The sequence below is a fragment of the Bacillus massiliigorillae genome (assembly GCF_000380245.2).
In the GTDB taxonomy this organism is placed as follows: Bacteria; Bacillota; Bacilli; order Bacillales; family DSM-1321; genus Bacillus_AD; species Bacillus_AD massiliigorillae.
On the sequence record NZ_HG428746.1, the window covers coordinates 107,783 to 133,981 of the forward strand.

Consider the following 26,199-nt stretch of genomic DNA (forward strand, 5'->3'; position numbering starts at 1 on the left):
TTGTAACTTGTGTTTTTATTTATAATTGAAACTTCGTTTGTAGTAACTCTCGAATTGCATCTACCGCTTCTTGAATACTATGAACAGCAATGGTTATACTTCTTTCTTTTGGATACTGTTGAGCCGTATGTTCATATAACGGATCATAGTAATATTGCAACAATAACGCTACAGCGGAAGAAAAACGATCACAATATAGATGCTCTTCAATTTGTGCTGCAATTGGCGTATGAATACGCTTTTTTATCTTATGAAAAGCCTCGATACAAGCTTCCTTGTGCTCTACTGGATCATAGTCAGCTAGAATATGACGAACTCGTTCCTCAATCGGCATATCTATAAATATTTGAATACCTTTTTCCTTCTTCTCTACGAAGAATGGTGGCAAAACAACCTTACCAATTCGCTTACTTTCCGCTTCGAATAATATATATGGAGATTGCTTCGTTTGCGTTAGCTTTTGTAATAGCAACGTTTCGAATGTCTTTTGATTATTAGGTTCTAAGCCTATTTGCCCAAAAATAGAACCTCTGTGATTTGCCATTTGCTCTAAATCGAGAACAGGATATCCCTCTTGATGCAACTGTTGAAGAATAGCTGTTTTTCCCGCTCCGGTATATCCATTTAAAACCAATGCTTCTGCTTGTAAATCGAATTGCCCTAAAGATTCTACAACCCATTGGCGATATTCACGGTAACCACCATGTAGGCGACATACATGTATATCCATTAAACTTAATACAGTAGCGGTTGTTTTACTACGCATACCTCCTCGCCAACAAAAAACGATCTTCTCTCCCTCTATTTCATGAAACTTCTTCACAAAACTAGGGAGTTTAGCAGAAACGATTTCTAAACCTCGTTCCTTGGCAGCATCTATACTTACTTGTTTATACAATGTTCCTACTTCTGCTCGCTCTTGATCATCAAATAACGGAATATTGATACTTCCCGGAATGGTAGCATCCTTGAACTCAGATGGTGATCGTACATCGATGAATACTATATCTTGTTGATTTTGCTTTTGTAATAATTCATTTATCGTGATATCTTGAAACACTTTTCTTCCTTCTCTCTTACAAGTTAAACAGTACTTAAGAATGAAACTTCCCTTCTCAAGCAGTCATTAAACTTTTACGTTCATCATAGATTACTTTTTTACCACTTTTAATTCGGAAGCGATTTTTTCCGCTGTATGAATACCATTTGTTATACATGATGGAATTCCCACACCATAGTAAGAACATCCAGCAAGAATAATATGTGGATAAATTGTGGATAGCTTTTCATTTAAAGACTGTATCGCATCTCCATGATCCAAATTATATGTTGGCATTAATTCCGTCCACTTCGTTACTTCTACTGTTTTCGGTTTTTCTGTAATACCAAAGCTTTTCTCCATATCTTTTAACGCTATTTGAACTAATTCTTCTTCAGTCATTTGATTTAGTTCGTCAAAATTAGGAAGAATGTTTTTATAGAAAAGACGCACTAATAGCTGACGGTTACTTGACGTATGCGTCCATTTGCGACTCGTCCACGTACAGGCATTACAAAGTAAATCCCCTTTACCAGAATTAATAAAACCTGTGCCCTCCTTTGGTAGTCTACTATCAGGAACATCGAAACCCATATACATTGTGATAACAGATGAATTCTGTAACTTATTAAAGGATGAGTTAAGTTCCTCATGATGCAAAACTTCTTGTGCTACATTAAACGGCGTACTTAACACAACATAATCAGCTTCAATTGTTTCATGATTCACAAACGATACATCATAATGCTCCTGATTTCTTTCCACACTATCTGTTTCTACACCTTTTAAAATTGTAACATCTGTTAGTTCTTGTTCAAGTCGATCAATAATTGTGGATAAGCCATTTTTAAAAGAAAGAAACTTTTTATTATTTGCTGTTGGAGCTGGCTTATGATGCTTACCTAAACCGCGAATGATACTACCGTACTTATTTTTGTAATCCAGAAGATAAGGAAGAGTAGATGAAATAAGTAAATCTTCTAATTTCCCTGAATAAACACCCGATAAAATAGGTGCAATTTGATTTTCGACATATTCTTTTCCTAGAAATGCCTCTAAGAACTCTCCAATTGAACTATCCTTCGTAAAGGTTTTATTGCGTGTTATTAAGTCTTTATGCGCTTCCAGCTTCCCTTTATATGACACGAGCGGACTTTTCATCAACGCTTCCATGCTTGTAGGTATACCAAAAACAGTATCTTCCGGCACTTGCATTAATGTATTGTGAAGATAAATATATGATTTTCCTGTTGCGTTATATACGACTTCATCCGTTAGCTTTAACTCCTCAATGAAAGGCATCACATTATCTTTATTCGCAACGATGGAATCCGCACCGGTTTCCATAATAAACTCTCCCTGATTTATAGTAGCGATTTTCCCCCCTAACTTCTCATTCTTCTCAACTAGAATCAACTTAATATCTAAGTTTTGCTCTCGTTTAATCTTTTGTAAATAATACATGGTTGATAAGCCGGTAATTCCACCACCAATAACCATAACTGTCTTCATAATATTCACTTCCCCATAAAGTTAAATCATATATTCATACACAATAGCTTATTAGTTTATTATAAATAAAAGCCGAAGGTCCTGTCGTCCCTCGGCTTTTATTTTTTCATGAAGATTTTGGATGACTGGACACAAACGCCCAAAAAGAGCTTGTATTCTAGTTTTACAAAAAAATCATTCTATTTAGTTAGTACTCTACTTATGATTGGAAATAACCTACTGGTCCAACTTCTAAATTAACGTTGATTTGTTTCACTTCTTGGAATTCATCTAAGCCGAATGTTCCTAAGTTACGACCAACACCTGATTGCTTGTAACCACCCCAAGGTGCTTCATTGTATGTCGGACCAAATGCATTAATCCATGTGATACCTGCTTTTAATTTCTTGATGACACGCATACCTCTTGCCCCATCATTTGTGAATACACCAGCTGCAAGACCATAAACAGTACCGTTAGCTAGGGCAATAGCCTCTTCTTCTGTGCTGAACTTTTGGATGACAACTACAGGTCCGAAGATTTCTTCCTGAACGATTCGCATGTCAGATGTTACATTTGTGAATACAGTTGGCTCAACGAAATATCCGTTTTCTAAACCGCCAGTTGTAATTCTGTTACCACCACAAGCTAATGTAGCACCTTCTTCTTTACCAATTTCGATGTAGCTAAGTACTTTCTCCATATGCTGTTGACTAACTAAAGGTCCTATTTCTGTACCTTCTGCATTTCCAAAGCCTACTTTAATTTTCTTCGCTCGCTCTACAAATCTTTCCACATACTTGTCATAGATTGTATCTTGAACAAGAATACGTGATCCTGCAGAACACACTTGACCAGTACCATAGAAGATACCGAATAATCCATGATCGACAACTGTTTCAAGGTCTGTATCATCAAAGACAATATTAGGTGATTTTCCACCTAGCTCTAGTGATACTTTCTTCACTGTGTCTGCTGCTGTTTTCATAATATGCTTACCAGTTTTTGTTCCGCCTGTGAATGAGATTAAGTCTACATCTGCACTTTCAACAATTGCGTTACCTACTTCTGCACCTGTTCCTGTTACCATATTTACTACACCTTTAGGGATGCCTACTTCCTCAAGGATTGCAATTAATTTTTGTGGTGTAACTGGTGTTACTTCAGATGGCTTGAATACGATTGTATTTCCAGCCGCTAATGCAGGAGCGATTTTCCATACGCTCATTAATAATGGGAAGTTCCAAGGAACAATCAATCCACAAACCCCAACTGGTTCACGAACAACCATTGCCTGCATTGGGTCACCAACATGGTATGTTTGGCCATCTGGAGCTTTAATTAAACCTGCATAATAGCGGAAACAAGCTGCCGCATCTGCTACGTCAAAACCAGCTTCTGTTAATGTTTTTCCGTTATCTTGTGTTTCTAACGGAACTAACTCATCTTGGTATTCTTCAATTTTGTCAGCGATTTTTAATAAATATGTTGATCTTTCTTGTGCAGAGATTCCAGACCATACACCTGAATCAAATGCTTTACGTGCTGCGTCAACCGCTTCCTTAACATCTGCTACTGTACCTTGCGGAAGTTGTGCAAATACTTCTCCGCTTGCAGGATTAATAACAGGAATTGTTGTTCTGTCTCCAGATGCTACCCATTCACCGTTAATATACATTTTCAAATCAATTGTTGTAGTCGTCGTCATTTCCTCTTCCTCCTATTGCTTCATTTTTTTAGATGTTTAAAACAAGCTTGCCTTCTTTGGCTCTAGAACAACAAGTTAGAATAGAATTAAGATCTTTACGCTCTTCATCGCGATAGAAAGAATCTCGGTGATCTACTTCACCATCAACGACCTCTAATTCGCAACTACCACAGCCTCCGATTTTACATGAATAAGGTGCATCTATACCTTCTTTCAATAATGTTTCTAAAAGCGTTGCACCTTCAGGAACTTGAATTTCCTTTTTGCTACTTGCTAGCTCTACTACGAAAGGATTTCGAGGTCCTTCTTCTGCTGCAGCAAATAATTCGAAGTGGATGGCTGGTATTGGATAACCATATCCTTCAGCGGCTTCACGATATTCATTTACCATCGATACAGGTCCGCAGAAGTATACATGTGATCCGATTCGATGCTCTGCCATAGATGCAGATGTCATTCGTGAAGACCCTTCTTCCTGTGAAAAATAGAAGGTGCACACTCCAGGATAATTTTCATTGATATAATCATAGTACGCACAAAGTTCTTTTGATTTAGCCGCATAATGTAATTCAAATGACTTACCTTCAGCTTTTAAATCAGCCATCATTGTTAAGAACGGTGTAATTCCTATACCAGCTGCATAAAATACATGATGTTTTGCTTCATAACTTAGTGGAAAATGATTCTTCGGAAAACTAACTTCTAAATGATCACCTTCATTTACATTGTCATGCCAGAAAATCGATCCGCCTTTCGATTGCTCATCTCTACGAATGGAAATAGCATATTGCGATCGATCAACAGGATTACTCACTAATGAATAATGACGTTCGATAACTTCGTTGCCGTTAGCAACAAACGTTGTAATATGTGATCCTCCAGTGAAAGCAGGTAAAGGCTTGCCGTCTACTGGTCGGAATTCAAATCGTTTAATAGTTTCTGTTACGGGTACGATTTTTTCTACGCACACTTTGATGTTTCCTGCAACTCTCATTCTCAGCATCTCCTAACCTATCTGATGTCTTGTCCTAAAGAATTACTCTTCTATAGGAATAAATGGATATCCAATATAGCCTTTTCTTACTTTTGAAAAGAAAGGACCAACTTCTAAATGCGCATGACACTGTGCACATTGAACTTCTTTCTCATCTTTAATCGAAGACAATGTGAAACATTTCATACAATAAATATGGCGTTCTTTCTCTCCATCTACAGCAAGCTGAATTTCTTCCTCTGAGTAGCCTACTTCGATTGCTAACGGGAAGATGATTTTTGCATTTTCCCAAGTAGATGCAATATAAAGCTGTGTCCCCATTTTTTGCTGCGCTAACACTTCTTTCGCTTTTGCTTCATCTGCCTTACCGTTCATAATAAATAATTCATAAGGCACTTCTTGGTTAATTTCACTTTGAAATCTTCCAACCGCTTCATTCATAGCAGAATCTGTAATAATTAAGCATTTTCTCTTTCTTTCCACCTTCGAGAATTGCTCTACAATACTTTCAGAACCATCGTATAGTACAGGACTTTTATATGTTGCCATTATGTTATCCTCCTCTTCAGTAGCTGCTTATTGTTTAGCTCCTTCAGCTATATTTTTTAAATATTCAACCGACTGAGGTAAGAAAGGCGCAATTCCTTTATATTCAGCCATCGCTTCAGGAATATCTTGTAAAACGCTATACGTTAAATCAAACCACTCTTGTCTTTTTTGTAAATCTTCTAAAGGCAAGAACTGAGTATTTAAAACGAATAATATGGTATTGCTACGTGGCATACGATAGAACTTTTGCTCTTCTACACGAAGGTGAACAAGCTCTCCTGCATTTTCAGGTGTTACCTTATAACGCTCCGGTCCCCAAATATCCATTGTTTCGTAGTTTACATCCCAACGGTCAGCCATTAGATTCCAGTTAATTCTTGTCCAAGGCTCACCTGGGTTAATACTTAATAAGAACTTGCGAATTCTAGCAATAAGATCCACTCCTGTACGTGAAACAAATGGTACTGGGGCATGGATTTCATCATATGACATACCTACATTCCAGTGAGCAGAGAATAGCGCCGCATAGGCAACCTGACCACATTCTAAGAAGAAATTATCATCTCTATGCACCATACAGATAAAGTCATTATGGAAATGTCTACCAATAAAATCTAGTGGTTCATGTGGAATACTACTTTCATCGCCAAATACAAAAGTCTCTTTTTCATTTAAAATATGATTTTCAAAAACCCAGTTATCTCCGTCTTTTTGCACACTGAAATCATTCGGATATTTATCAACAGCCATATCCACTAGCATTTCAAGAATCTCCCACTGCATTTCCATCGTATGTGGGAACGATTGAAAACGAACATCTGGCTCTGTATCTAGCATCTCGCGTTTTCTTTTAATTTGATCCTTATATTCAGGTGTAATTTCAATACAATTTATATCAGTTAATTTTTTAAGATCGTTGGAATAACGATAACTACCTTCTGTAAATGGAAATGGAAATTGATCTAAATTCGTAGATTTAAACATGATGATTCCTCCCTTAATAAACGTTTATGGTTACTATTTTTATTAATAAACTATTTCTCATATCAATTAGATTGCTTTTTTCACTATTTCAGTTGTACTATCCTTCTTTTCACGGTCTACGTTAAAAGAGAAGATATATTTCGATGACACATAGAAACTAATCGCGGAGGCGAAATAAGATGGAATTCCCGCTGTTGTAAAGTCAAACATGCCACTTGCAGAACCTGTAATTGGGTTATAAAGACACCAATAGACGACTGTACCAATAATGAAAGCGACAACAGCAGATGGATTAACGCCACGCCAATATCGATATTTCCCCTTTGTATCATATAAATCCCTTAATGAAATATTCTGCTTCTTTACAAAGAAGAAATCTGCAATTACTATTCCACCAATGACTGACATAATATATGAAATAATAGTGATGAATGAATTGAAAGCATCGTAGAAAGCAGAGCTTAACAATAAGAATACAGTTGGAACTGTTGTACACATCGCAAATAGCCAAGATTTCTTTGGCACAACTGTTTTAAAACTAATGACTTGTGAATACATCAAAAAGATTGTTGCTGTAAGATTACCGAGCGTCAATAGAATAAGACCAATCAATCCCACCCAAGGACCGCCGATAGCAAACATCCAATCTGTTGGGTCAAGTGAAGCCACTACTAACGCCGTTAGAGCACCTAAAATTGCCGCTATGTTAACAAACACACCGTAGCTTAAAAAACCTGCTTTAAATGCTGCCTTCTCATTTTTTGCAAGACGGCTGTATTGACCAAAATACGGAAGCCAAGAAAAACCTAACCCAATATTTAATTCAAGCGCTGTTGCCATTGAGCGAGCTAGTTCATCACTAGGTTCAGCTGGGTTTAAAGCAAAGATTTTATCTAAGCCTTGCCCAAATACTAAAATAGCTATTAATCCAACCATTACTAGTAAAATTGCTGGAACACCAATCATATTAAACTTTTTAATAAATACAGGTCCTCTAAATGTTACAAGGAAAGCTATTACGAATAGGAAAATCGCAAAGAAAGGAGCTCCTGTTGTTCTTGAAGTAAAGAATTCTGCGAAGTTAAAGAATGACGAGACTTCAACAAGGGCTTGCCCAGCCATAAATAAAGCAACAGACATATAGCCAATTGTCAAAACCATAAAAACATAATAAAAAATAGTGGAGCCTAAATATCCTAATGAACTACGAAATCCAATAAACGTATCAATGCCATAGCGAGCAAAATAAATAACAATCGGTACGATTAGCATAATCGGAATTGCATTTCCAAATAAGATTGCAGCAATTGATTCTTTCGCATCTACTAACATTCCAGTATTTCCACCAACTAATAAGCAAAAACAGGATACTCCAATACCGACTTGTATGAGAATTAAATCCCATAAACCAAAAACACGATCTGCTTTTTTAGCTGGAAGAAATCCAAAAGCAACATCTTTTGAAATAGATAATTGTTCTTTACTCACATATTGCCCCCCTAACCCCTATTAAGTTCTTGTAAACATTGTAAACTTAAGCCAAAAAATGTTATGATTCTTCTTATAAGTGTTTTACAAAATAACTGATGCTAGAAATAGAATAATGGCACCAACAATGATGATTGAACCCGTAGCATCCTTTAATTTGATTCTTTCAATTCTTGAATTACCATTTTCAAATTCTTGAATACGGCTATTAAGGTCACTGTACATACTTTTAATTAATGCATTGTCAGAGTTTACATGTTCTTCTAGTAAATTGTGCTCACTCATCGCCTTCACCTCCTAAAGGATCGTCACGTAAATATATTGCAATTATCGTGCCAAATGATTTTTCCTATTATAACAGGGATAAAGCATAATAATAAATTTAATATTCGAAATTTTATTTCATTTTTGAATTTTCACAAAACACGAATAAAGAAGGATGTGGAAATATTGCACAATCTTAATCAGCATTCTACTTCTTATGAGAAATTACAGAAGAACATTCAAGTATTACAAAATGTACTTCTATCTATTTATGATCAAATCACCATCACAGATTTAACAGGTCTCATCATTGGACAAGTCGGAGATATTGCGGAATTATGGGATACTCTAAATACCAATCTTAAGGGTCAAAATTTATTAGATCTTGAACAAAAAACATTTTTTGGTGAGTCATCGATTCTTTCAATCATGAAATCAAAGCAAAGAAGTTCACTTACAAAAACTTCGTGGCAAGGTAGAAACATACTCGTAACTGGCTTTCCAATTATCGATAATCAAACTGTAAGCCATTACGTATGGGCATATAAAAATATTTCAGAAGAAATTCCACACACCCCTGAACTAGAGTCATTGAATTATTCGAACATCATGAATACTTTATCAACAACACTCATTGTTCAAAGTCCGATTATGCTAGAAGTATTAGATAAAATCGAAATGGTGTCACAGGTTTCCTCTACAGTTCTTCTATTAGGAGAATCAGGAGTCGGAAAGGAGATGTTTGCTAGAGCGATTCACGAATTAAGTCATCGTCACTCAAAGCCTTTTATCGCAGTAAATTGTGGAGCAATTCCTGAGAGTCTACTAGAAAGTGAGTTATTTGGCTACGAAGAGGGAGCTTTTACAGGCTCAAGAAAAACAGGCTCACAAGGTAAGTTCGAATTAGCGAATAACGGCATACTCTTTCTCGATGAAATTGGAGAAATGCCTCTTAACTTGCAGGTGAAATTATTACGCGTTCTTCAGGACCGTGAAATTACTCCTTTAGGTGGGACTAAAGCTAAGAAAATTGATATTCAAGTCATTGCAGCTACAAATAAGTCTTTGCTACAACTCGTTAAAAAAGGTTCTTTCCGAGAGGATCTCTATTACCGCTTAAATGTCGTACCCATCGTTATACCAACCTTGAGAGAGCGCATTGAAGAAATTCCATACCTCGTGAATCACTTCCTTCAAAAATATAACAACTTATACAACCGAAATATTCAAATTACGCCAGATGCCATCGATTTATTGTCCATTTACCCTTGGCCTGGAAATGTTCGTGAGCTTGAGAATATTATGGAACGATTTGTCGTTACAAGTAGGAAGAAAACGATTGATTCATCCCTTATCCATCATACATTGCATGAGAAAACAAAGATGGTTAGTAAACCACCGATTATTGAGAACTTGATGCCTTTACAAGAAGCACTGGACCTTGTTGAAGAACAATTAATTTCAATGGCAATGGACCAATATAAATCAGTAAAGTTAGCTGCGAAGGTTTTGGAGGTTAGTCAGCCAACAATGAGCCGAAAGTACAAAAAAATCCGTGAGAAAACTGAGCAAACAAATCTCTCACCATCTAACAAAAGAAAAATACTAGAGGAACAATTAAATAAACAATTACGATCTATCGCAATTGTTACAGCAGCCGTTATTCAACCGGATGAAATTATTCAATTAATAGCTGACAACTCTCCAACCAATCCGATTTATCAAAAGCTACAAAAGAAACTGACTTTGATTCGAGAGCAAGAAGGCATTATAGAATGGGTATATATCTTTGAAGTTCGCGACAATAAAATGACGATTAATCTTTGTGCAGATGAAGATTTTGTTTTAAAACCTGGAGAGGTATACGATGGACCACCTGAAATTATGGATGTAGCATTTGCCGCTATGCGGGGAAAAGTAGGTGTCACACCATTATATAAAGATGCCTACGGTGAATGGAAAACTAGTTTTGCACCCGTATTCGATGTAAATGGAATTGTAGTGGCTATTATCGGCTATGACTATAGCAAATCGTATATATCATCAGAAATGCAAAAACTAGAAAAGCTATTGAACATTCATATTTAAATGAAAAATTATTCACACTCATAAAAATGATAAGTGTACTCACGAAACCCTTATTGAAAATTTAAAGGCGACCCCAAAAATGATCAAAAATCACTTTTAGGACCGCCTCTTTTTTACTAAACTAATTCGTTGCCTTTTGAAATTATGATTCTTTCTCAAAGTGACTCTCCGAATTTTTCGCCATCTTACTCAACAATTGTAAAGCCATTCTTTGCTCCTCACATGTTAAATTTTTTGTTAAAATTTGCGTCCAAGACATGAGAATGGATTTTAGAATTGGTTCAAAAGTATGTGCTTTTTCGGTCAAATAAATTTTCTTAACTCTTTTATTCACACTGAAAGTTTTCCGTTCAATATAACCGCTTTCTTCTAATTTACAGATTGCTCTTGCCGTTGTCCCTTTGTCCATCTTCAATAAGCAAGCAAGATCATCTTGAGACAGTCCTTCGTTTTGATACAATGCTGCTAAAAACTGATATTGTCCCGCTCCAATATTATATTCCTTCAATTGTTCACTCATATAATTACTACTATATCTATTTAGCAACGAAATCCAGCGTCCAACAGATTCTTCACTACATTCATGCATTCAATTTCTTCCTTCCCACTAGACTATATTTCAAGATTCACCGACTACCATCAATAACTTCTATAGCGTATCAATTTTCCAATCTATGAACAATAAAAACAAACTGAAAGCATATTGTTTGATTTAATGAAACAAACTTTATATTATTTAGTTGCAACAACAACAAAATTTAAAAACATAAGAAAAAAATATAAATTTAGTCAATTGCTTTTTATTGCATCAACAACAACTTTATATTTTTATCTCATTTAAACTAGCTCTAAGACACCCACTTGTATGTGGCATTGAGAGTCTTAGCACTAGGGAGAACAGAATCTTTACATCATCGTATTAACAGGGGGAACACATATGTCAAAAGTATTATTTATTAAAGCAAACAATCGTCCACTTGAACAAGCAGTAAGCGTAAAGCTATATCACGCTTTTGTTGATCGTTATAAAGAAATAAATCCAAGTCATGACATCACGGAACTTGATTTATTCGCTGAAAATCTACCATACTATGACAACACAATGATTACTGCTATGTATAAACTTGCAAACGGCTTCGAACTTACAGCTGAAGAAAAACAAGCGAACGATACTCAAGTGAAATATTTAAATCAATTCCTTGATGCAGAAAAGGTAGTCTTTGCATTCCCATTATGGAATAAAACGATTCCTGCCGTTTTACACACTTATATTGATTATTTAAATGTAGCAGGTAAAACGTTCAAATACACTGCAGAAGGTCCTGTTGGTCTAGCTCCAGATAAAAAAGTAGCCATCTTAAACGCTAGAGGCGCAGATTTCTCTATAGAGCCAGCAGCATCTGAAGAAATGGCTGTTACATTAATAGAAAAAACAATGCTACAATTCGGTATCAAAGATGTAACATCCGTTATTGTCGAAGGACATAATCAATACCCAGATCAAGCAGAAGTACTTATTTCTACAGGAGTTGCCAAAGCGCAAAAAGCTGCAGAAACATTTTAATCCCAAAAAGGGCTGTCTATTACAGACAGCCCTTTTACATTTTTCGCCATTCGAAATCGATGGTAAACACGAATGCCCCACCGATCAAATTTCACATTATTATTATCATTTTATCGCAATGCCGAAGCTGCCATGCGAATATATGTATGTCTCTTACCTCGAATTGCTATCGATAATGCTTGGATGTTTTCTGGAATAGCCATCCCCGAAAATCCTGAATCTCCAATATGAACCATATCTACCCCTGCTCTTTTTGCACTAAGTGCAATGGTACGAATAGTTTCTATATCCGCTCCTTCTTGGCTTGTCCCAATAGCTGCTAACGCAAGTGCGCCTTTGCTTTTCACAAGCTGAACAGCTTCTGCAAGTGTTCGTTCTCTTACACCAGGAACTGTACCCGGTGCTGGAAGTAGTACAATATCTGCACCCGCTTCAACAAATTGCTCGATTGCAGTTAAGTCCAATACCTTTCCTGTAGTACCCGCACTATGCATTTTCCCTGCTATAATTAATCCTTGGAAATGCTGTTTCGCCAATTGAATTGCGTGAGAAATTGCCTCATTCGTTACACCTGTTTTAGGATTTCCTGTTAAACAAATAAAGTCACAACCAAGCTCTTTCGCTTTAGCTAATGATTGAGCAGTAGCTGTTCGACCTTCAGGAAGTGAGTATAATTCTTCTGTTGCTTCAGCAGCCAAGTCTACTGGCTCAAGATTAATGCCCACTGGAAGACCTGTCAGCTTCTGAATGGTTTTAATCACAGAATCGTCCGCTGTCTCATCTTGTTCAGTTGGATGTAAAACATTATAAGATTTGATACCTTTTACATATGGATGAAACACATCAAAAATATTCAATAATATAAAATCTGCACCAAAAGCTTTCATCATTTCGGGATTAGACACTTCAGGAAATAGCGGCTGTGAGCTAACGATTGTTTCTGCCATAACCGTTCTTCCTTCAGAAGCTAATATAGCTTGCTTTAACTCGTCTTTTCCCATACGACGAAAATCTGACCCTCTGCAATCTAAAATCCTTTTCATTATGTAAACACGCCTTTCTTATAAATGCTTCCATTATTATAATTAACACAGATTTAGCTTTTATAGATAAAAAAACTATATAAAAATATTAAATTCTGGTGACATAACAAAATAGAACTCGACAAAAGAAAAACCGTCACTGGTCCTTTTTGCTTGATGCCTTTACTTCAAAGCAAAAAGAAGACACTTGGCAGGTGTAAGGTTAGACAGTAAGACTTTGCCCAGTTCTATCCATGCTTATTGACAATTATGCTAAGTACGCATCTCTAATTTCACTATTCTCAATTAACTCCGTACCTGTTCCACTCAGCACAATTTCTCCGTTTTGAATCACATAGCCTCGATGAGCAATACTTAACGCTTGGTATGCATTCTGTTCTACTAGCAGAATCGTAATGCCTTCTTCGTTTAACTCTTTTATGATTTCAAAAATCTGCTCTACAATGATAGGTGCAAGCCCCATAGATGGCTCATCGAGCATTAATAAATCAGGTTTCATCATTAATGCACGCCCAATGGCTAGCATTTGTTGCTCACCACCACTCATCGTCCCTCCCTTTTGCTCAAGTCTGTCTTTTAGCTTAGGAAAATATTTAAATACTAGCTCCATTCGCTCATCAATCACACTTTTTTTCTTAACAGAGAAAGCGCCCATTAGTAGATTTTCCTTCACTGTTAATCGTGAGAAAATCCGTCTCCCCTCTGGAACATGTGACATACCTAAGAGAGATGTTTCATGAGCTGGCTTTTTTGTAATATCATTTTTCTTGAACAATATATTACCTTGCTTAGCTTTAACTAAGCCACTAATTGTTTTCAGTGTCGTCGACTTACCAGCGCCGTTGCTTCCGATTAATGTAACAACTTCACCTGGTTCAACTGTTAAACTAATTCCTTTCAAGGCTTGTATGCCTCCATAATAGGTTTCAATATTTTCCACTTCTAGAATAGGCATCGTCCGCATCGTCCGCATCCCCCTTTACATTGCATGAATGGCTCCTGAACCTAAATAGGCTTCAATTACTTTTGGATTTGTGCGAATGTCTTCTGGATTTCCTTCTGCGATTTTCACGCCATGGTCAAGCACAACGATATGTTCCGAAATCTCCATAACAAGCTTCATATCATGTTCTATTAAAAGAATGGTTACATCAAATTCATGTTTCATTTTTTTAATAATATCCGTCAATTCCTTCGTTTCTTTTGGATTCATCCCCGCCGCAGGTTCATCTAGCAATATCAACTTAGGCTTCGTCGCTAATGCACGCGCTATTTCAAGCTTTCTTTGTGCACCATAGCTTAAATTACATGCTTTTTCATTTAAAAGTGATGCAAGATCAAAATACTCAAGCAAACGATAGGCGAGTCTTTCTGCCTCCAACTCTTCTTTTTTCGTTTTGCGTAAATTCATGAGAATACTAAATAAACCCGCTTGTAAATGTGTATGCATACCTACTAGCACATTTTCAATTACAGACATCTCAGCAAATAAACGAATGTTTTGAAACGTTCTAGCAATCCCTCTTTTTGATACTTCATGAGGCTTTAAACGTACAAGGGATTTTCCCTCTAGAGCAATCCCACCAGAAGTCGGCTGGTAAACACCTGTAATCATATTAAAGAAAGTAGTTTTCCCAGCTCCATTTGGTCCAATGACTGCTGTAATCGACCCTTTCTCTACATTCATCGTTACATCTTGATTCGCTGTTAATCCTCCAAATGTTTTCGTTAAGTTCGTTACTTCTAATAGTGACATGAAAGACACCTCCTATAACGGCATATTTTCCTGACTATTCGACACAGGTACTTGTTCATTTCGCTGACCTTTTAATTCTGCTTCATTAAAGACTTTATTTTTCGCCGGAATTAACCCTTTCGGTCGATACAGGGCAAATATAATGAGTAAAGCACCGAATATGAAGCGCTGCATCTTCGCTGGTGATAGCGCATCTGGAATCGTTAATACACCATCTAAACTGAGTTGATTCACCCAATTTGTTAATTCGGTTAATACTTGCAAGTTTAGAATAGTCATAACTGCCGCACCAAGAATGACACCAGGAACACTACCCATTCCACCTAGAATAACCATAACTAGAATTGTGATGGATTCAAGCAATGTGAAACTAGTTGGATCAACAAAGGCCTGTTTCGCAGCAAAGACAACGCCCATCATGCCTGAAAATGATGCACCAATTGCAAAAGCCATCAGCTTCGTTCTCACCAGTGGTATGCCCATGGATTGAGCCGCAATTTCATTTTCTCTTACCGCTTTCCATGAACGTCCTATTTTAGAATGTTCAAATCTACGAACTGTAAAAATCGTAAAGATTAAAATGACCAACACAACAAAATAAAACTGATTGGGAAAAGTAAATTCGAGACCAAATAATTTTGGAGCCGTAACCGATGGAATCCCCATTGCTCCGCCCGTTATATTAACGGGACGATCTAAATTATTAAAAATAATGCGGATAATCTCACCAAATCCAAGCGTTACAATTGCTAAGTAATCACCTTTTACACGCAATACAGGTATACCAAGCAAAACACCGAATAAAGCAGCTACTAAACAACCAATCACTAAGAAAATCCAAAAACTATTTCCATCTAACGGATAAGTCCCAAATGGCATAAAGTTTGCTGCTTGTGGAGTTGCAAATATACTATACGTATAAGCACCAACCGCAAAGAAAGCAACAAACCCTAAATCAAGAAGCCCTGCCATACCAACAACAATGTTCAGACCTAAAGCCATCGTGACATAAATCCCTACCATAGTGGCAACTTCCATATACGATTGGTAAGCAGCCCCGCCACTCGAAGCAAAAGGAATAAGAATAAATAATAATCCTCCACCGACCAACCATTTCACTAAATTTGATAGTTTCATATAATAAAGTAATAACAATGAAGAAAGTAATAATAGAAAGGAGATAACCGATTTCTGTGACAAATAAAGCGAGGTAGATGTTATTGCTACAAACAAAATAAATAGAATTACCTGTGCATTTTTATTTTGCAAAAATAAAGACCATTTCTTCTTCATAGACATCACCTATACTTTCTCAGCCACAGGTTTGCCTAACAAACCTTCTGGTCTAAAAATCAGTACAATTATCAAAATGGCAAAAGCAAATACATCTTTATATTCCGCACCGAAAACGCCACCTGTTAGTAAAGAAAGATTAGCAGAAGCGAACATTTCCATTAATCCCAAAATCAATCCCCCAAGCATGGCACCACGTATATTACCAATCCCTCCAAGAACCGCAGCTGTAAAAGCTTTCAATCCTAGAATAAAACCAATATACGGATCAACCGTTCCATATTGAACAGCAAACAACACACCTGTTGCTCCACCTAATGCTGAACCAACAAAAAACGTAATAGAAATAACTTTATTCACATTTACTGACATTAATGCAGCTGTATCACGATCAAGAGCAACGGCTCTCATAGCCATTCCCCATTTTGTTCTATTAACAAAGTAATCTAACGCAATCATCAAAATGACAGCTGTAACTAACACGATGATAAAGGATGACTTTATACTTGCATTATCAAAGACAGATAAAACAGCAGACGCTTCAATCTTAATTTGAGAGGTAAACAATGATGGACCCGTTACAATATAATTCCCTTTTGTTAATTCAGCGATAAAACGTACCAAGTCTTGAAGAAGAAAAGAAATACCGATTGCAGTAATGAGCGGTATTAATTTAGGAGCATTCCGAAGTGGTCGATAAGCAACTCTTTCAATTCCCATTCCAAGTAACCCCGTTAAAACAGCAGTAACAAGTAAAACAAAAATTAACATGACTATTGTAGGTAATGCTGATACCCAACCAATCCCGGTTAGAATAAGTAATAATGCCGTACCGATAAATGCGCCAGACATGAAGATCTCACCATGAGCAAAATTGATTAATTCTAGTATTCCATAAACCATTGTATAACCAAGGGCAATAACAGCATATACCGTTCCAAGTGTAAGTCCATCTATTAAAACTTGTGGTAAACTTTGCAATATCTCTTGAAACATTCCATCCTCTCCTTACACATTTCTTTATCCCGTTCAAACTAGCGCTAAGACCTCGATTGATTCAACTTTTGCCCTACTAAGCAAAGTTTCATTTTATAAGAAAAAGGAGTTGGTATACTCTTCAACACCAACACCTTTTTTCCAACCATTTATTTTCGACTAACTTCTCCTTCAAATACTGCTGGATAGCTTACTTTGTCAAATTTATAGAGATAAATCTTCGCATGCTCATTATCTCCTTTATCATTGAATGAAACTTCAGTAAGTGCTCCTTTATAATCTGAAATTGAACGAACAGCTTCTGCTACCTTTTCTTTTTCAGGTATTTTTCCACCATTGTCAGCAATTGATTTTTCAATACCTGCAAGGAGAGCGCCCATTGAGTCATAACCATAAATAGAGAAAGATTCTGGTTTCTTTTTAAACTTCGATTCATATGTCTTTACGAATTGTTGAGCTGTTTCTGTTTTCGAACTGTCACCCGCTACAGACGTAATAAATGTATTCTTAACCGCTTCTCCTGCAATATCAACAAGACCTGACGAATCCATTCCATCGCCACCCATGATCGGTACATCAATACCTTTCTCGCGAGCCTGCTTAATAATTAATCCGCCTTCTGCATATAGACCGCCAAAATAAAGTAAATCTGGTTTCTTAGAAAGTACTTGGTTAATAACACCATTAAAATCTTTTTCACCAATCGTAATACCTTCATATCCTACAATCGTTGCTCCTTGGTCTTCAGCAGCTTTCTTAAATGCATCTGCCAGACCTGAGCCATAAGCTGTTTTATCTTGAATAATAAAGATTTTCTTCGCTCCTAATTTTGTAATCGCATATTCTGCACCAGCAGGACCTTGGAAATCATCGCGGCCACAAATGCGGTTCACTGTTTTCAGACCACGCTCGGTTACTTCAACAGCTGTATTAGCTGGCGATACCATTGGTATTTTGTATTTCTCGTATACTTCCGATGATGGAATTGCAACACCTGAATTAAAGTGACCTACAACCCCATACACTTCTTTATCTGCTCCAATTAAGTTGGCGTTAGAAACACCTTTCTTAGGATCGCCTTGATCGTCATACGGTTGCAGCTGCAACTTATACCCTAACTTCTCAAACTTTGCTTTTTCCTCTTCCAATTTCAACTGAGCACCAAGCTTGATTGCCTCACCTATATTGGCACTTCCGCCAGAAAGCGGTGATTGCGTTGCAATTTTAATGACATTACTACCGCTTCCACTATCTTTGTCTTCTTCTTTTGACGTACTAGTGGATGAGCATCCTGCCATTAATCCGATGGCTAAAGAGCTCGATAATAAGAAAGAAAATGCCTTTTTCCACTTCATAGAAATCCCCCTAAAATTTTTTTAGTAGTTTCCTTACTCTCGTTGTCAAAGCCAGATTTATTTCAGTATATTGTTTAATAGGTAAAAGGACAGCATCCTTGTAAGATGTTCTAACATACTTTTTATATTTCGAGTTTTTCCGCTATTTTCACCGCAAAAAATGTCAATAAATATAACATTATTTTACGTTTTTTTAGTTGTACAACCTCCAAAAAGAACTGTAAAATAAAGTAAAACTCCCATTAATGAGTTCTTTTTACATACTAGACGAAATTTTAACGTGGTAAATAAAACTGTAAGATAAAAGAGGTGGACACTTCCATGTCATGGATTGATGGCTCTTACAAAGATAAGAAGGTTATGTCGATAGGAACTGTAAAAGAATTAACGGGGTTATCGGAAAGACAAATTCGTTACTATGAAGAAAGAAAACTAATCTTCCCCGAACGATCAAAGACCGGAATTAGAAAGTATTCATTTATAGATATTGAACTACTTGTTATGATTTCAAACAAAATTGAAGAAGGCGTTTGGACAAATGAAATAAAAAAAGAATTAAAGTATCGAGATCAACAGCCGTTAACGAATAAAGAAATCCGCAACTCCATGTTAAAAGGACAACTCAATGTACAATTCAATGTATAACACTCCTACTATTATTCTCCTAACAATCTTTCTCTAGAGTAAACATACTTATTTTTATATCCTCTTAGACTATAAACACAAACTATTCTCCACCCTATATAGAAGCAGCCAAAATATCATAAAAAAACGTTCAACAGGTGATTGTTCGTCACATGCTGAACGTTTTTTACTGCTATTGCTCATCCTATAACATCGATACTCAGAATTAAATCTCTCTTAATTCTACACGACGAATTTTCCCTGATGATGTTTTTGGAAGCTCATCGATAAATTCAATACTTCTCGGATATTTATATGGCGCCGTTAATTTCTTAACATGCTTTTGGAGCGTTGAAATTAACTGTTTATCAAAGCGATTAACACCTTCTTTTAACACTACAAATGCCTTGACGATATGTCCGCGTACTTCATCTGGACTTGCCACTACTGCACATTCCTTTACGGTAGGATGTTTGATTAAAGCATCCTCAACTTCAAATGGTCCAATTGTATAACCAGAGCTTATAATAATATCATCGCTACGTCCTTCAAACCAAAAATACCCTTCATCATCTTTTTTTGCTTGATCGCCCGTTATATAATAATCCCCTCTAAATTGCATAGCCGTTCTTTCTGGGTCTTTATAATACTGTTTAAAAAGAGCTGGTGAACTAACATGAACAGCTATATCGCCAACTTCTCCTATTTCACAAACCTCATTGTTTTCATTTAATATTTCTACGATATTACCTGGAGTTGGTTTGCCCATTGAACCAGGCTTTATCTCCATACCTTTCGTAACACCAATCAATAATGTACTTTCTGTTTGCCCATAGCCATCTCGTACTGTTACATTGAAATGTTTTCGGAAAATATCCATCACTTCTCTATTCAAAGGTTCTCCTGCCGAAACAGCACTATGAAGCTTCTCTAAACAGTATTGGTCCAAATTCTCTTCCTTTGCCATTAAGCGATATTCTGTTGGTGTACAGCATAATACATTGATTTGATATTTTTGTAAAAGCTCTAGAAACTTCTTCGGATTAAATCTACCATTATAAACAAATCCCGTTGCTCCCGTTCCTAACACGGATAGAAATGGACTCCAAACCCATTTCTGCCATCCAGGCGCTGCGGTTGCCCATACAAGATCTTGCTCTCCAATACAAAGCCAATTGACAGCCGCTGTTCTCAAATGCGCATACGCCCATGCGTGTGTATGAACAGCCGCTTTCGGTTTGCCAGTTGTTCCAGATGTATAAGAAAGAAATGCCATATCATCTCTCATTGTTTCCACGACTTTCATTTCTTCACTAGCAGGTAGCATTGCTTCTTCTAAAGATATCCATCCATCTTTACTTCCACCTATGCTATATTTCAATAAGCCTTGAGCTTCTGGTATCGCATCTATCTCTTCTAAAAAATCCGCATAACAAATAACAGCTTTTACATTGCCGTGAACCACACGATACTGTAAATCTGTTGCCTTTAACATTTCTGAGCATGGAATAATAACTAAACCCGCTTTTAATGCTGCTATATATACTTGATACGCCATAATCACTCTCGGAACAATGATCATGATTGCGTCTCCTTTATGTAAACCCATTTCACAAAATACATTTCCTAATTTGTTTGAAGCTTTTATCAATGCATCATATGTTATTTCTTTCGTTTCACCAGCTTCATTTTCCCACTTAATTGCTACTTTGTTCAATTGATTAGAGTGCTTCTCGATTTCATTAACCAAATTGTAATGCAACGGTGCTATTAATTCTTCTCTTTTCATCCTTTTGCCTCCTAAGTATTCCCCGAGCAGTTGAAAAATTCCGTCTTTTCAAACTGTGAATTAACGTAGATGTAAACAAATAGATTACAAGAACATTAACACTTGTCTTTAGTAACTGGTCTTAATTATAGGTTATAAATCTATAATTAACAATAAAAAATACTTTTCATTATATATGGTTTCAAAATTTTTTCATATTTTAACGAAGCCAAACATTTCTTTCATCTTCCCCAACATACGCTTTGCTCACGTTCATACATATAAGTAAAATTGACTACACTCCAATACCAATATAAACAAAAACTATTTTATCAAAATAGCATAACTCTTCTTGAACAATGATATCACCAATCTCTGATATGCTTAAATAAAAAGTAAAAAATAGCAATTACCTCCTAAATTACTACTCTAGCCAATTATCTAAGTAACTAAACTAGTAATTACTTGTTATTTTACAAGAATATTCAGATTATGTTTTTTTCGAGTCAGATTTCTTTCTTTTTTCCTACATTAGATTTAGACTAAAAGTAGGGATACAAAGGGAGATTCACTAATAGTATTCGATGGGAAAAGCAGTTTTAACCTATTATAGCCTCTTATAAAGGCGCTATATTAAGTTTTTACAATATTCAAAAAGTATAACAAAGGGGATGTTTTTAAATGGGTCGTTTAGAAAATAAAGTTGCTATTATTACTGGTGGAGCATCAGGGATGGGTGCTGCCATGGCTAAATTATTTGCTGGTGAAGGCGCAACAGTTATCGCTGCAGATATTAACGAAGCAAACTTAGCAAAAATCGCTGAATTAGACAACGTTGAAGGGATGAAATTAGACGTTTCTAATGATGAAAACTGGGCTGAGTTAACAAAAGCGGTTGTAGATAAATATGGTCGCATCGATATCCTAATCAACAATGCTGGTATCTCATCTGAAAAAACACCAGATCAAATCACTGATGCTGATTGGGCATTGTTACACAAAATCAATTCATATGGTCCATTCTTGGGCATCAAACATGTTTCTAAATATATGAAAGAAGCTGGTCACGGTTCTATCGTAAATACTTCTTCATACACTGCTATTATTGGATCCGGTTTCAACCACTATTCTGCATCTAAAGGTTCATTACGTGCAATCGCTCGTGCAGCTGCTGCAGAATTAGGTAAATTCAATATTCGTGTAAACACTGTATTCCCAGGTGTAATCGAAACACCAATGACTGCAAACCTTACACAATATAAAGAAGCAATGGCAATGCTAGTACGTGCTACTCCAATGCAACGTCTAGGTAAACCAGAAGAAGTAGCAAATGCTATTCTATTCTTAGCTTCAGACGAAGCATCATACATTACTGGTGGCGAACTAGTAATCGATGGTGGATATTCAGCACAATAATCTCTTTACCAAACAAGGCATCCCAAACGTAATTTCAATTACGTTTGGGATGCCTTTTACTCTGTATAGCCCCTTTTTGATAATCGAAGCACAGTTCAAAACATAGCCACTTAAACTGATTCCATTCTCTCATTATTAATTATAGAAAACACCGTTTTTCCTTTACATTTTCCCTCTCAAGCTCTAAAACTATAAAAATATACTTTTTTTGTTAAAATAAGCACTAAAGGAAAGATATACCTTCCTATATACAAGATACATTTACTGGATGGGAGATGAATCGTCTTGTCGTTATTAATGGTTGTATTACCGGCTTTCATGATATTTTTTGCTGGATTTATCGGACAAAAACTAATTGGTTTTGATATTCGGTCAGTTTCGAAAGTCGCATTATATATTATGTCGCCCTTTTTAGCATTTCGGACATTTTATGTAAATGAATTAACAATGGAATATTTCTATATCATTTTATTTTGCTTAGCTCTTTGTTTCGCTCTAATGTTCGTTGTATGGATTACAGCTCACTTCACTAAAGCATCTAAACAACAAATGTCCGCTATGATGCTTGGAGGAGCCTTCATGAATAGTGGTAACTACGGAGCACCAATCGTGCTATTTGCACTCGGTAAGGTTGGCTTTGATTATGCGGTTATCATGATGGTCTTTCAATCTTTTCTTATGAATACTATCGGGCTCTTTTTCGCTTCACTTGGCGGTGAAGAAGAAGCATCCGCCAAAGAATCCTTTAGTCGAGTCATTCGGATGCCCGTTATCCATGGAGCAATCGCAGGTATTCTCTTGCAATTATTATCTATTCAAATTCCGAAGCCTTTTATGGAAGCTGTCTCTCTAATTGCAGATGCCTCCATTCCAACTGTCATGCTCGTGCTTGGTATGCAATTAGCGGTCATCGCTAATAAGCGGGTTGCCTACCGCTATGTCTCTTGGGTTACTCTTATTCGGATGATTGCTTCACCAGTTATTGCTATTTTGATTGTGTCACTTATGCCAATATCAACGCTTTTAAAAGATGTATTAATCATCCAAGCAGCTATGCCAGCTGCAGCTAACACGACCATGTTTGCCATTCAATATGGAACAGAACCAGATTTGGTTTCCTTTACAACATTGATTACAACGCTACTAAGTATCGTTACCATTCCTATTGTGTTGTTTTACTTGGGCGTGTAAACAAGTGGAGCGGTCTCGTTATACGAGACCGCTCCTTATATTACTCAAATCATCCATTCACTTTTCAATAATTGCCCTGTTGCAGAGACCTCCGACATCGCTACCTCACATGGCGGTCCAAAAGCAATCACTTCTCCACCACGTTCACCGCCTTCTGGACCCAAATCAATGACCCAATCACTTTGTGCAATCCACCCTAAATGATGCTCAACGGTAATCACGGTATGACCTTGATGAACGAGCTCTCTTATACAACCTAGAAGAACATCTACATCTTGTGGGTGAAGTCCCGTCGTTGGTTCATCCAATAAGTACAGCGTGTGACCTTTCGTGTTCATGCTCAGCTCTTTCGCGATTTTAATACGTTGTGCCTCGCCTCCTGATAACGTTGGCGCTGGTTGTCCAAGTGGTAAATAACCTAGACCGACATTGTGCAATACTTGTAGCTTTGATGTAATCGCCTTTTGTCCTTTAAATAAAACAAGCGCTTCATCAACCGACATTTGCAGCACTTCATAAATATTGACACCCTTATACTGAACTTGTAAAACATGTTGCTGATATCGCTGTCCATTACACGTAGAACATGTTGTTTGCACATCTGGCATAAAGTGCATAACTGTCGTAATCGTTCCTGCTCCTTCACATGTTTCACAGCGTCCCCCAGCTACATTAAAAGAAAAATCCTTGGCAGTCGCATGGTATCCTACTTGCTTCGCAATTTTTCCATATAACATACGTATTGGTGTAAATACATCCGTATACGTGGCTGCATTCGATCGTGAATTCTTTCCAATTGGAGATTGTTCAATCATTTGAATGCTATCAAATTGTTCTAATCCTGTAATAGCGGTAGCATTTCTTTTCTTCGCAAGTACGTCAAATATTAAAGATGATTTGCCCGAACCTGAAACACCTGTAACTGTCGTCAAAGCATGAGAAGGAATGACTGCGTCAACTGCTTTTAAGTTATGACTTGTTGCACCTTGAATATGAATTGCTCCTGTCATTGTAGGTTTCGCTTCATTTACTTTCAGTGATTGTAATAAATATGGTCGTATGAGCGAATCATCATTTGCAAGTAAATCTTCTACTGTACTAGAAGTAATCACATGCCCTCCATCTTTTCCTGCCTGTGGTCCAATTTCAATAACCCAATCTGCTTGTTTAATCACATCAACATCATGCTCAATGACAATCACTGTATTGCCTAAATCACGAATTTTACGTAAGGATGCTACTAATTCATTAGTATCCTTTGAATGTAACCCCGTTGTTGGCTCATCTAAAATGTACAATACACCCGTTAAGCCTGATTGTAGCAATGAAGCTAAACGGAAGCGCTGAAATTCACCACCAGATAATGTAGAAACTACTCGATCTAATGTTAAATAACCTAATCGAATTGATAATAGCTTTTGTACCGTACTTTTTAACTCTTCAATAAGGGGCTGAACCTTTGACACTTCAAGTGTATTTGCCCATCTCCCCAATTGTTCAATCGAAAACTTCGATACTTCTCCAAGCTTTTTACCCGCTACTTCTACCGAACGGCTAACAGCATTCAGCTTCTCCCCTTCACACACTGAACAAACAAATAAATGAAAGTATTTCTCTAATTTGGCTCGTTTCGTGGATGATTCACCACTTTCCACGAAACGGCGGGTAATATTCGGTATTAACCCTTCAAAACGACCTTTTATAACGGTCTTTGCTGGCGCCACTTCTGGATAATACTTCGCGAATCGCTCATCAAGCGCTCCATATAATAAGAAGGCTTGCGCTTCTTGTGACCACATCTCAACAGGCTGTTCAAAATCATATCGAAAGCCATATAATTTACTCGCATGTTTGAACACTTCTCTATTTCGACTCACATAATGAAAATCCCATTCAAAAACAGAGCCATCTTCAACACTCTTCGACATATCTATAAGCTGTGTAACATCGACTTCATAGTTCTCACCAAGCCCTTTACACGCTTCACATGCTCCTTGCGGTTTATTGAAAGAGAAATATGGCAATGTTAAATTGCGCACTGGTTGATGACAATGCTGACATTCTATCATTTCATCTAATGTATCTTCACTTGCAGGTGTCCATTCTCCACAATGAGAACATTGCCGCATTCCTGCTTTTGTAAAAATCAATCGTAAATAGGAATATAAATCCGTCATCGTTCCGACCGTTGAGCGCGGATTTTTATTGTTATTTATCTGTGAAACACTAATTGCTGGAGATATTCCTGTCATTTTATCGTACTTCGGTTTTTCGAATTCTTCATTTAAAAGTCCAATCGACTCCATATATTGACGCTGACATTCCTTTTGTAACGTATCGAAAATGAGAGACGACTTCCCTGACCCTGATACGCCTGTTACAACAACTAGCTTATTTTTTGGAATGGCTACTGTAATGTTTTTTAAATTATTTTCATAGGCATTGATGATTTCAATTGTACCGTTCATTGTTTCCGCCTCACTTTCCTCTTTCATTGTAACAACCAACTATAAGGTTGGTGTGCAAGTGGAGGGTTTAAAAAAGAATCCTACCCTCCACTTAGACACCACTCTTCTATTCAGCTGCTA

General features: G+C 36.8%; 22 protein-coding genes. 5 read left to right on the forward strand and 17 right to left on the reverse strand.

Annotated elements, in window-relative coordinates; genetic code table 11:
* Window positions 1–19 precede the first annotated feature (19 nt).
* From mnmH to TX86_RS23415, 8 genes are all read right to left on the reverse strand, one after another.
* Complete coding sequence (mnmH, locus tag TX86_RS23380; RefSeq protein ID WP_042352617.1) at window positions 20–1,060, reverse strand: tRNA 2-selenouridine(34) synthase MnmH; 1,041 nt, start codon at window positions 1,058–1,060, stop codon at window positions 20–22.
* Between the two features lie 90 nt (window positions 1,061–1,150).
* Window positions 1,151–2,551, reverse strand: a complete 1,401-nt coding sequence (locus TX86_RS23385) for a protoporphyrinogen oxidase (RefSeq protein WP_042352618.1) — start codon at window positions 2,549–2,551, stop codon at window positions 1,151–1,153.
* Window positions 2,552–2,750: 199 nt separating this feature from the next.
* Window positions 2,751–4,238: an aldehyde dehydrogenase family protein gene (locus tag TX86_RS23390; protein ID WP_042352619.1), complete on the reverse strand. Its 1,488-nt coding sequence runs from the start codon at window positions 4,236–4,238 to the stop codon at window positions 2,751–2,753.
* Between the two features lie 28 nt (window positions 4,239–4,266).
* Entirely contained in the window at window positions 4,267–5,232 is a 966-nt protein-coding gene (locus tag TX86_RS23395) for a PDR/VanB family oxidoreductase (RefSeq protein ID WP_042352621.1), read from the reverse strand.
* A 42-nt stretch (window positions 5,233–5,274) separates the two neighbouring features.
* Entirely contained in the window at window positions 5,275–5,781 is a 507-nt protein-coding gene (locus TX86_RS23400; RefSeq protein WP_042352623.1) for a hypothetical protein, read from the reverse strand.
* A gap of 27 nt (window positions 5,782–5,808) precedes the next feature.
* Window positions 5,809–6,765 (reverse strand): heme-dependent oxidative N-demethylase family protein, encoded by a 957-nt coding sequence (locus tag TX86_RS23405; RefSeq protein WP_042352624.1) that lies wholly within the window; start codon window positions 6,763–6,765, stop codon window positions 5,809–5,811.
* A gap of 66 nt (window positions 6,766–6,831) precedes the next feature.
* Complete coding sequence (locus tag TX86_RS23410; RefSeq protein WP_042352626.1) at window positions 6,832–8,253, reverse strand: purine-cytosine permease family protein; 1,422 nt, start codon at window positions 8,251–8,253, stop codon at window positions 6,832–6,834.
* An 84-nt stretch (window positions 8,254–8,337) separates the two neighbouring features.
* A complete protein-coding gene (locus TX86_RS23415; RefSeq protein WP_042352627.1) occupies window positions 8,338–8,538 on the reverse strand; it encodes a hypothetical protein in 201 nt (66 codons plus the stop codon).
* A gap of 156 nt (window positions 8,539–8,694) precedes the next feature.
* Here TX86_RS23415 and TX86_RS23420 point away from each other — a divergent pair, with 156 nt between their 5' ends.
* Window positions 8,695–10,605 carry a sigma-54 interaction domain-containing protein gene (locus TX86_RS23420; RefSeq protein WP_439096882.1) on the forward strand — a complete coding sequence of 637 codons (1,911 nt, stop codon included), beginning with the start codon at window positions 8,695–8,697 and terminating at the stop codon, window positions 10,603–10,605.
* Window positions 10,606–10,747: 142 nt separating this feature from the next.
* On the opposite strand, the gene TX86_RS23425 is transcribed toward TX86_RS23420, so the two are convergent.
* Window positions 10,748–11,194: a MarR family winged helix-turn-helix transcriptional regulator gene (locus TX86_RS23425; protein ID WP_042352629.1), complete on the reverse strand. Its 447-nt coding sequence runs from the start codon at window positions 11,192–11,194 to the stop codon at window positions 10,748–10,750.
* 348 nt (window positions 11,195–11,542) lie between these two features.
* Here TX86_RS23425 and TX86_RS23430 point away from each other — a divergent pair, with 348 nt between their 5' ends.
* Entirely contained in the window at window positions 11,543–12,169 is a 627-nt protein-coding gene (locus TX86_RS23430; RefSeq protein WP_042352630.1) for an FMN-dependent NADH-azoreductase, read from the forward strand.
* Between the two features lie 110 nt (window positions 12,170–12,279).
* Here the strand turns inward: TX86_RS23430 and TX86_RS23435 are convergent, their stop codons facing one another.
* From TX86_RS23435 to TX86_RS23460, 6 genes are all read right to left on the reverse strand, one after another.
* The gene (locus TX86_RS23435) at window positions 12,280–13,212 is read right to left on the reverse strand and encodes a DUF7916 family protein (RefSeq protein WP_042352632.1); all 933 of its coding nucleotides are present in this window, start codon (window positions 13,210–13,212) and stop codon (window positions 12,280–12,282) included.
* A gap of 247 nt (window positions 13,213–13,459) precedes the next feature.
* Window positions 13,460–14,167 (reverse strand): ABC transporter ATP-binding protein, encoded by a 708-nt coding sequence (locus tag TX86_RS23440; protein WP_042352710.1) that lies wholly within the window; start codon window positions 14,165–14,167, stop codon window positions 13,460–13,462.
* 24 nt (window positions 14,168–14,191) lie between these two features.
* Complete coding sequence (locus TX86_RS23445) at window positions 14,192–14,968, reverse strand: ABC transporter ATP-binding protein (RefSeq protein WP_042352635.1); 777 nt, start codon at window positions 14,966–14,968, stop codon at window positions 14,192–14,194.
* A 12-nt stretch (window positions 14,969–14,980) separates the two neighbouring features.
* Window positions 14,981–16,261 (reverse strand): branched-chain amino acid ABC transporter permease, encoded by a 1,281-nt coding sequence (locus TX86_RS23450; protein ID WP_042352637.1) that lies wholly within the window; start codon window positions 16,259–16,261, stop codon window positions 14,981–14,983.
* 9 nt (window positions 16,262–16,270) lie between these two features.
* Window positions 16,271–17,257, reverse strand: coding sequence for a branched-chain amino acid ABC transporter permease (locus TX86_RS23455; protein ID WP_042352639.1), 987 nt, complete (start codon window positions 17,255–17,257; stop codon window positions 16,271–16,273).
* 149 nt (window positions 17,258–17,406) lie between these two features.
* On the reverse strand, window positions 17,407–18,612 hold the full coding sequence (locus TX86_RS23460) for a branched-chain amino acid ABC transporter substrate-binding protein (protein WP_042352641.1): 1,206 nt from the start codon (window positions 18,610–18,612) through the stop codon (window positions 17,407–17,409).
* Between the two features lie 321 nt (window positions 18,613–18,933).
* Between TX86_RS23460 and TX86_RS23465 the strand changes: the two genes are divergently transcribed.
* Window positions 18,934–19,257: a MerR family transcriptional regulator gene (locus tag TX86_RS23465; protein WP_042352643.1), complete on the forward strand. Its 324-nt coding sequence runs from the start codon at window positions 18,934–18,936 to the stop codon at window positions 19,255–19,257.
* A 205-nt stretch (window positions 19,258–19,462) separates the two neighbouring features.
* Here TX86_RS23465 and mbcS read toward each other — a convergent pair whose 3' ends face one another.
* Window positions 19,463–21,025, reverse strand: coding sequence for an acyl-CoA synthetase MbcS (mbcS, locus tag TX86_RS23470; RefSeq protein ID WP_042352645.1), 1,563 nt, complete (start codon window positions 21,023–21,025; stop codon window positions 19,463–19,465).
* A gap of 660 nt (window positions 21,026–21,685) precedes the next feature.
* On the opposite strand from mbcS, the gene TX86_RS23475 reads away from it, so the two are divergent.
* Window positions 21,686–22,420 (forward strand): SDR family NAD(P)-dependent oxidoreductase, encoded by a 735-nt coding sequence (locus tag TX86_RS23475; RefSeq protein ID WP_042352647.1) that lies wholly within the window; start codon window positions 21,686–21,688, stop codon window positions 22,418–22,420.
* A gap of 285 nt (window positions 22,421–22,705) precedes the next feature.
* A complete protein-coding gene (locus TX86_RS23480) occupies window positions 22,706–23,611 on the forward strand; it encodes an AEC family transporter (RefSeq protein ID WP_081707818.1) in 906 nt (301 codons plus the stop codon).
* A 44-nt stretch (window positions 23,612–23,655) separates the two neighbouring features.
* Here TX86_RS23480 and TX86_RS23485 read toward each other — a convergent pair whose 3' ends face one another.
* Window positions 23,656–26,106, reverse strand: coding sequence for an excinuclease ABC subunit UvrA (locus tag TX86_RS23485; RefSeq protein ID WP_052343875.1), 2,451 nt, complete (start codon window positions 26,104–26,106; stop codon window positions 23,656–23,658).
* Between the last annotated feature and the right edge of the window lie 93 nt (window positions 26,107–26,199).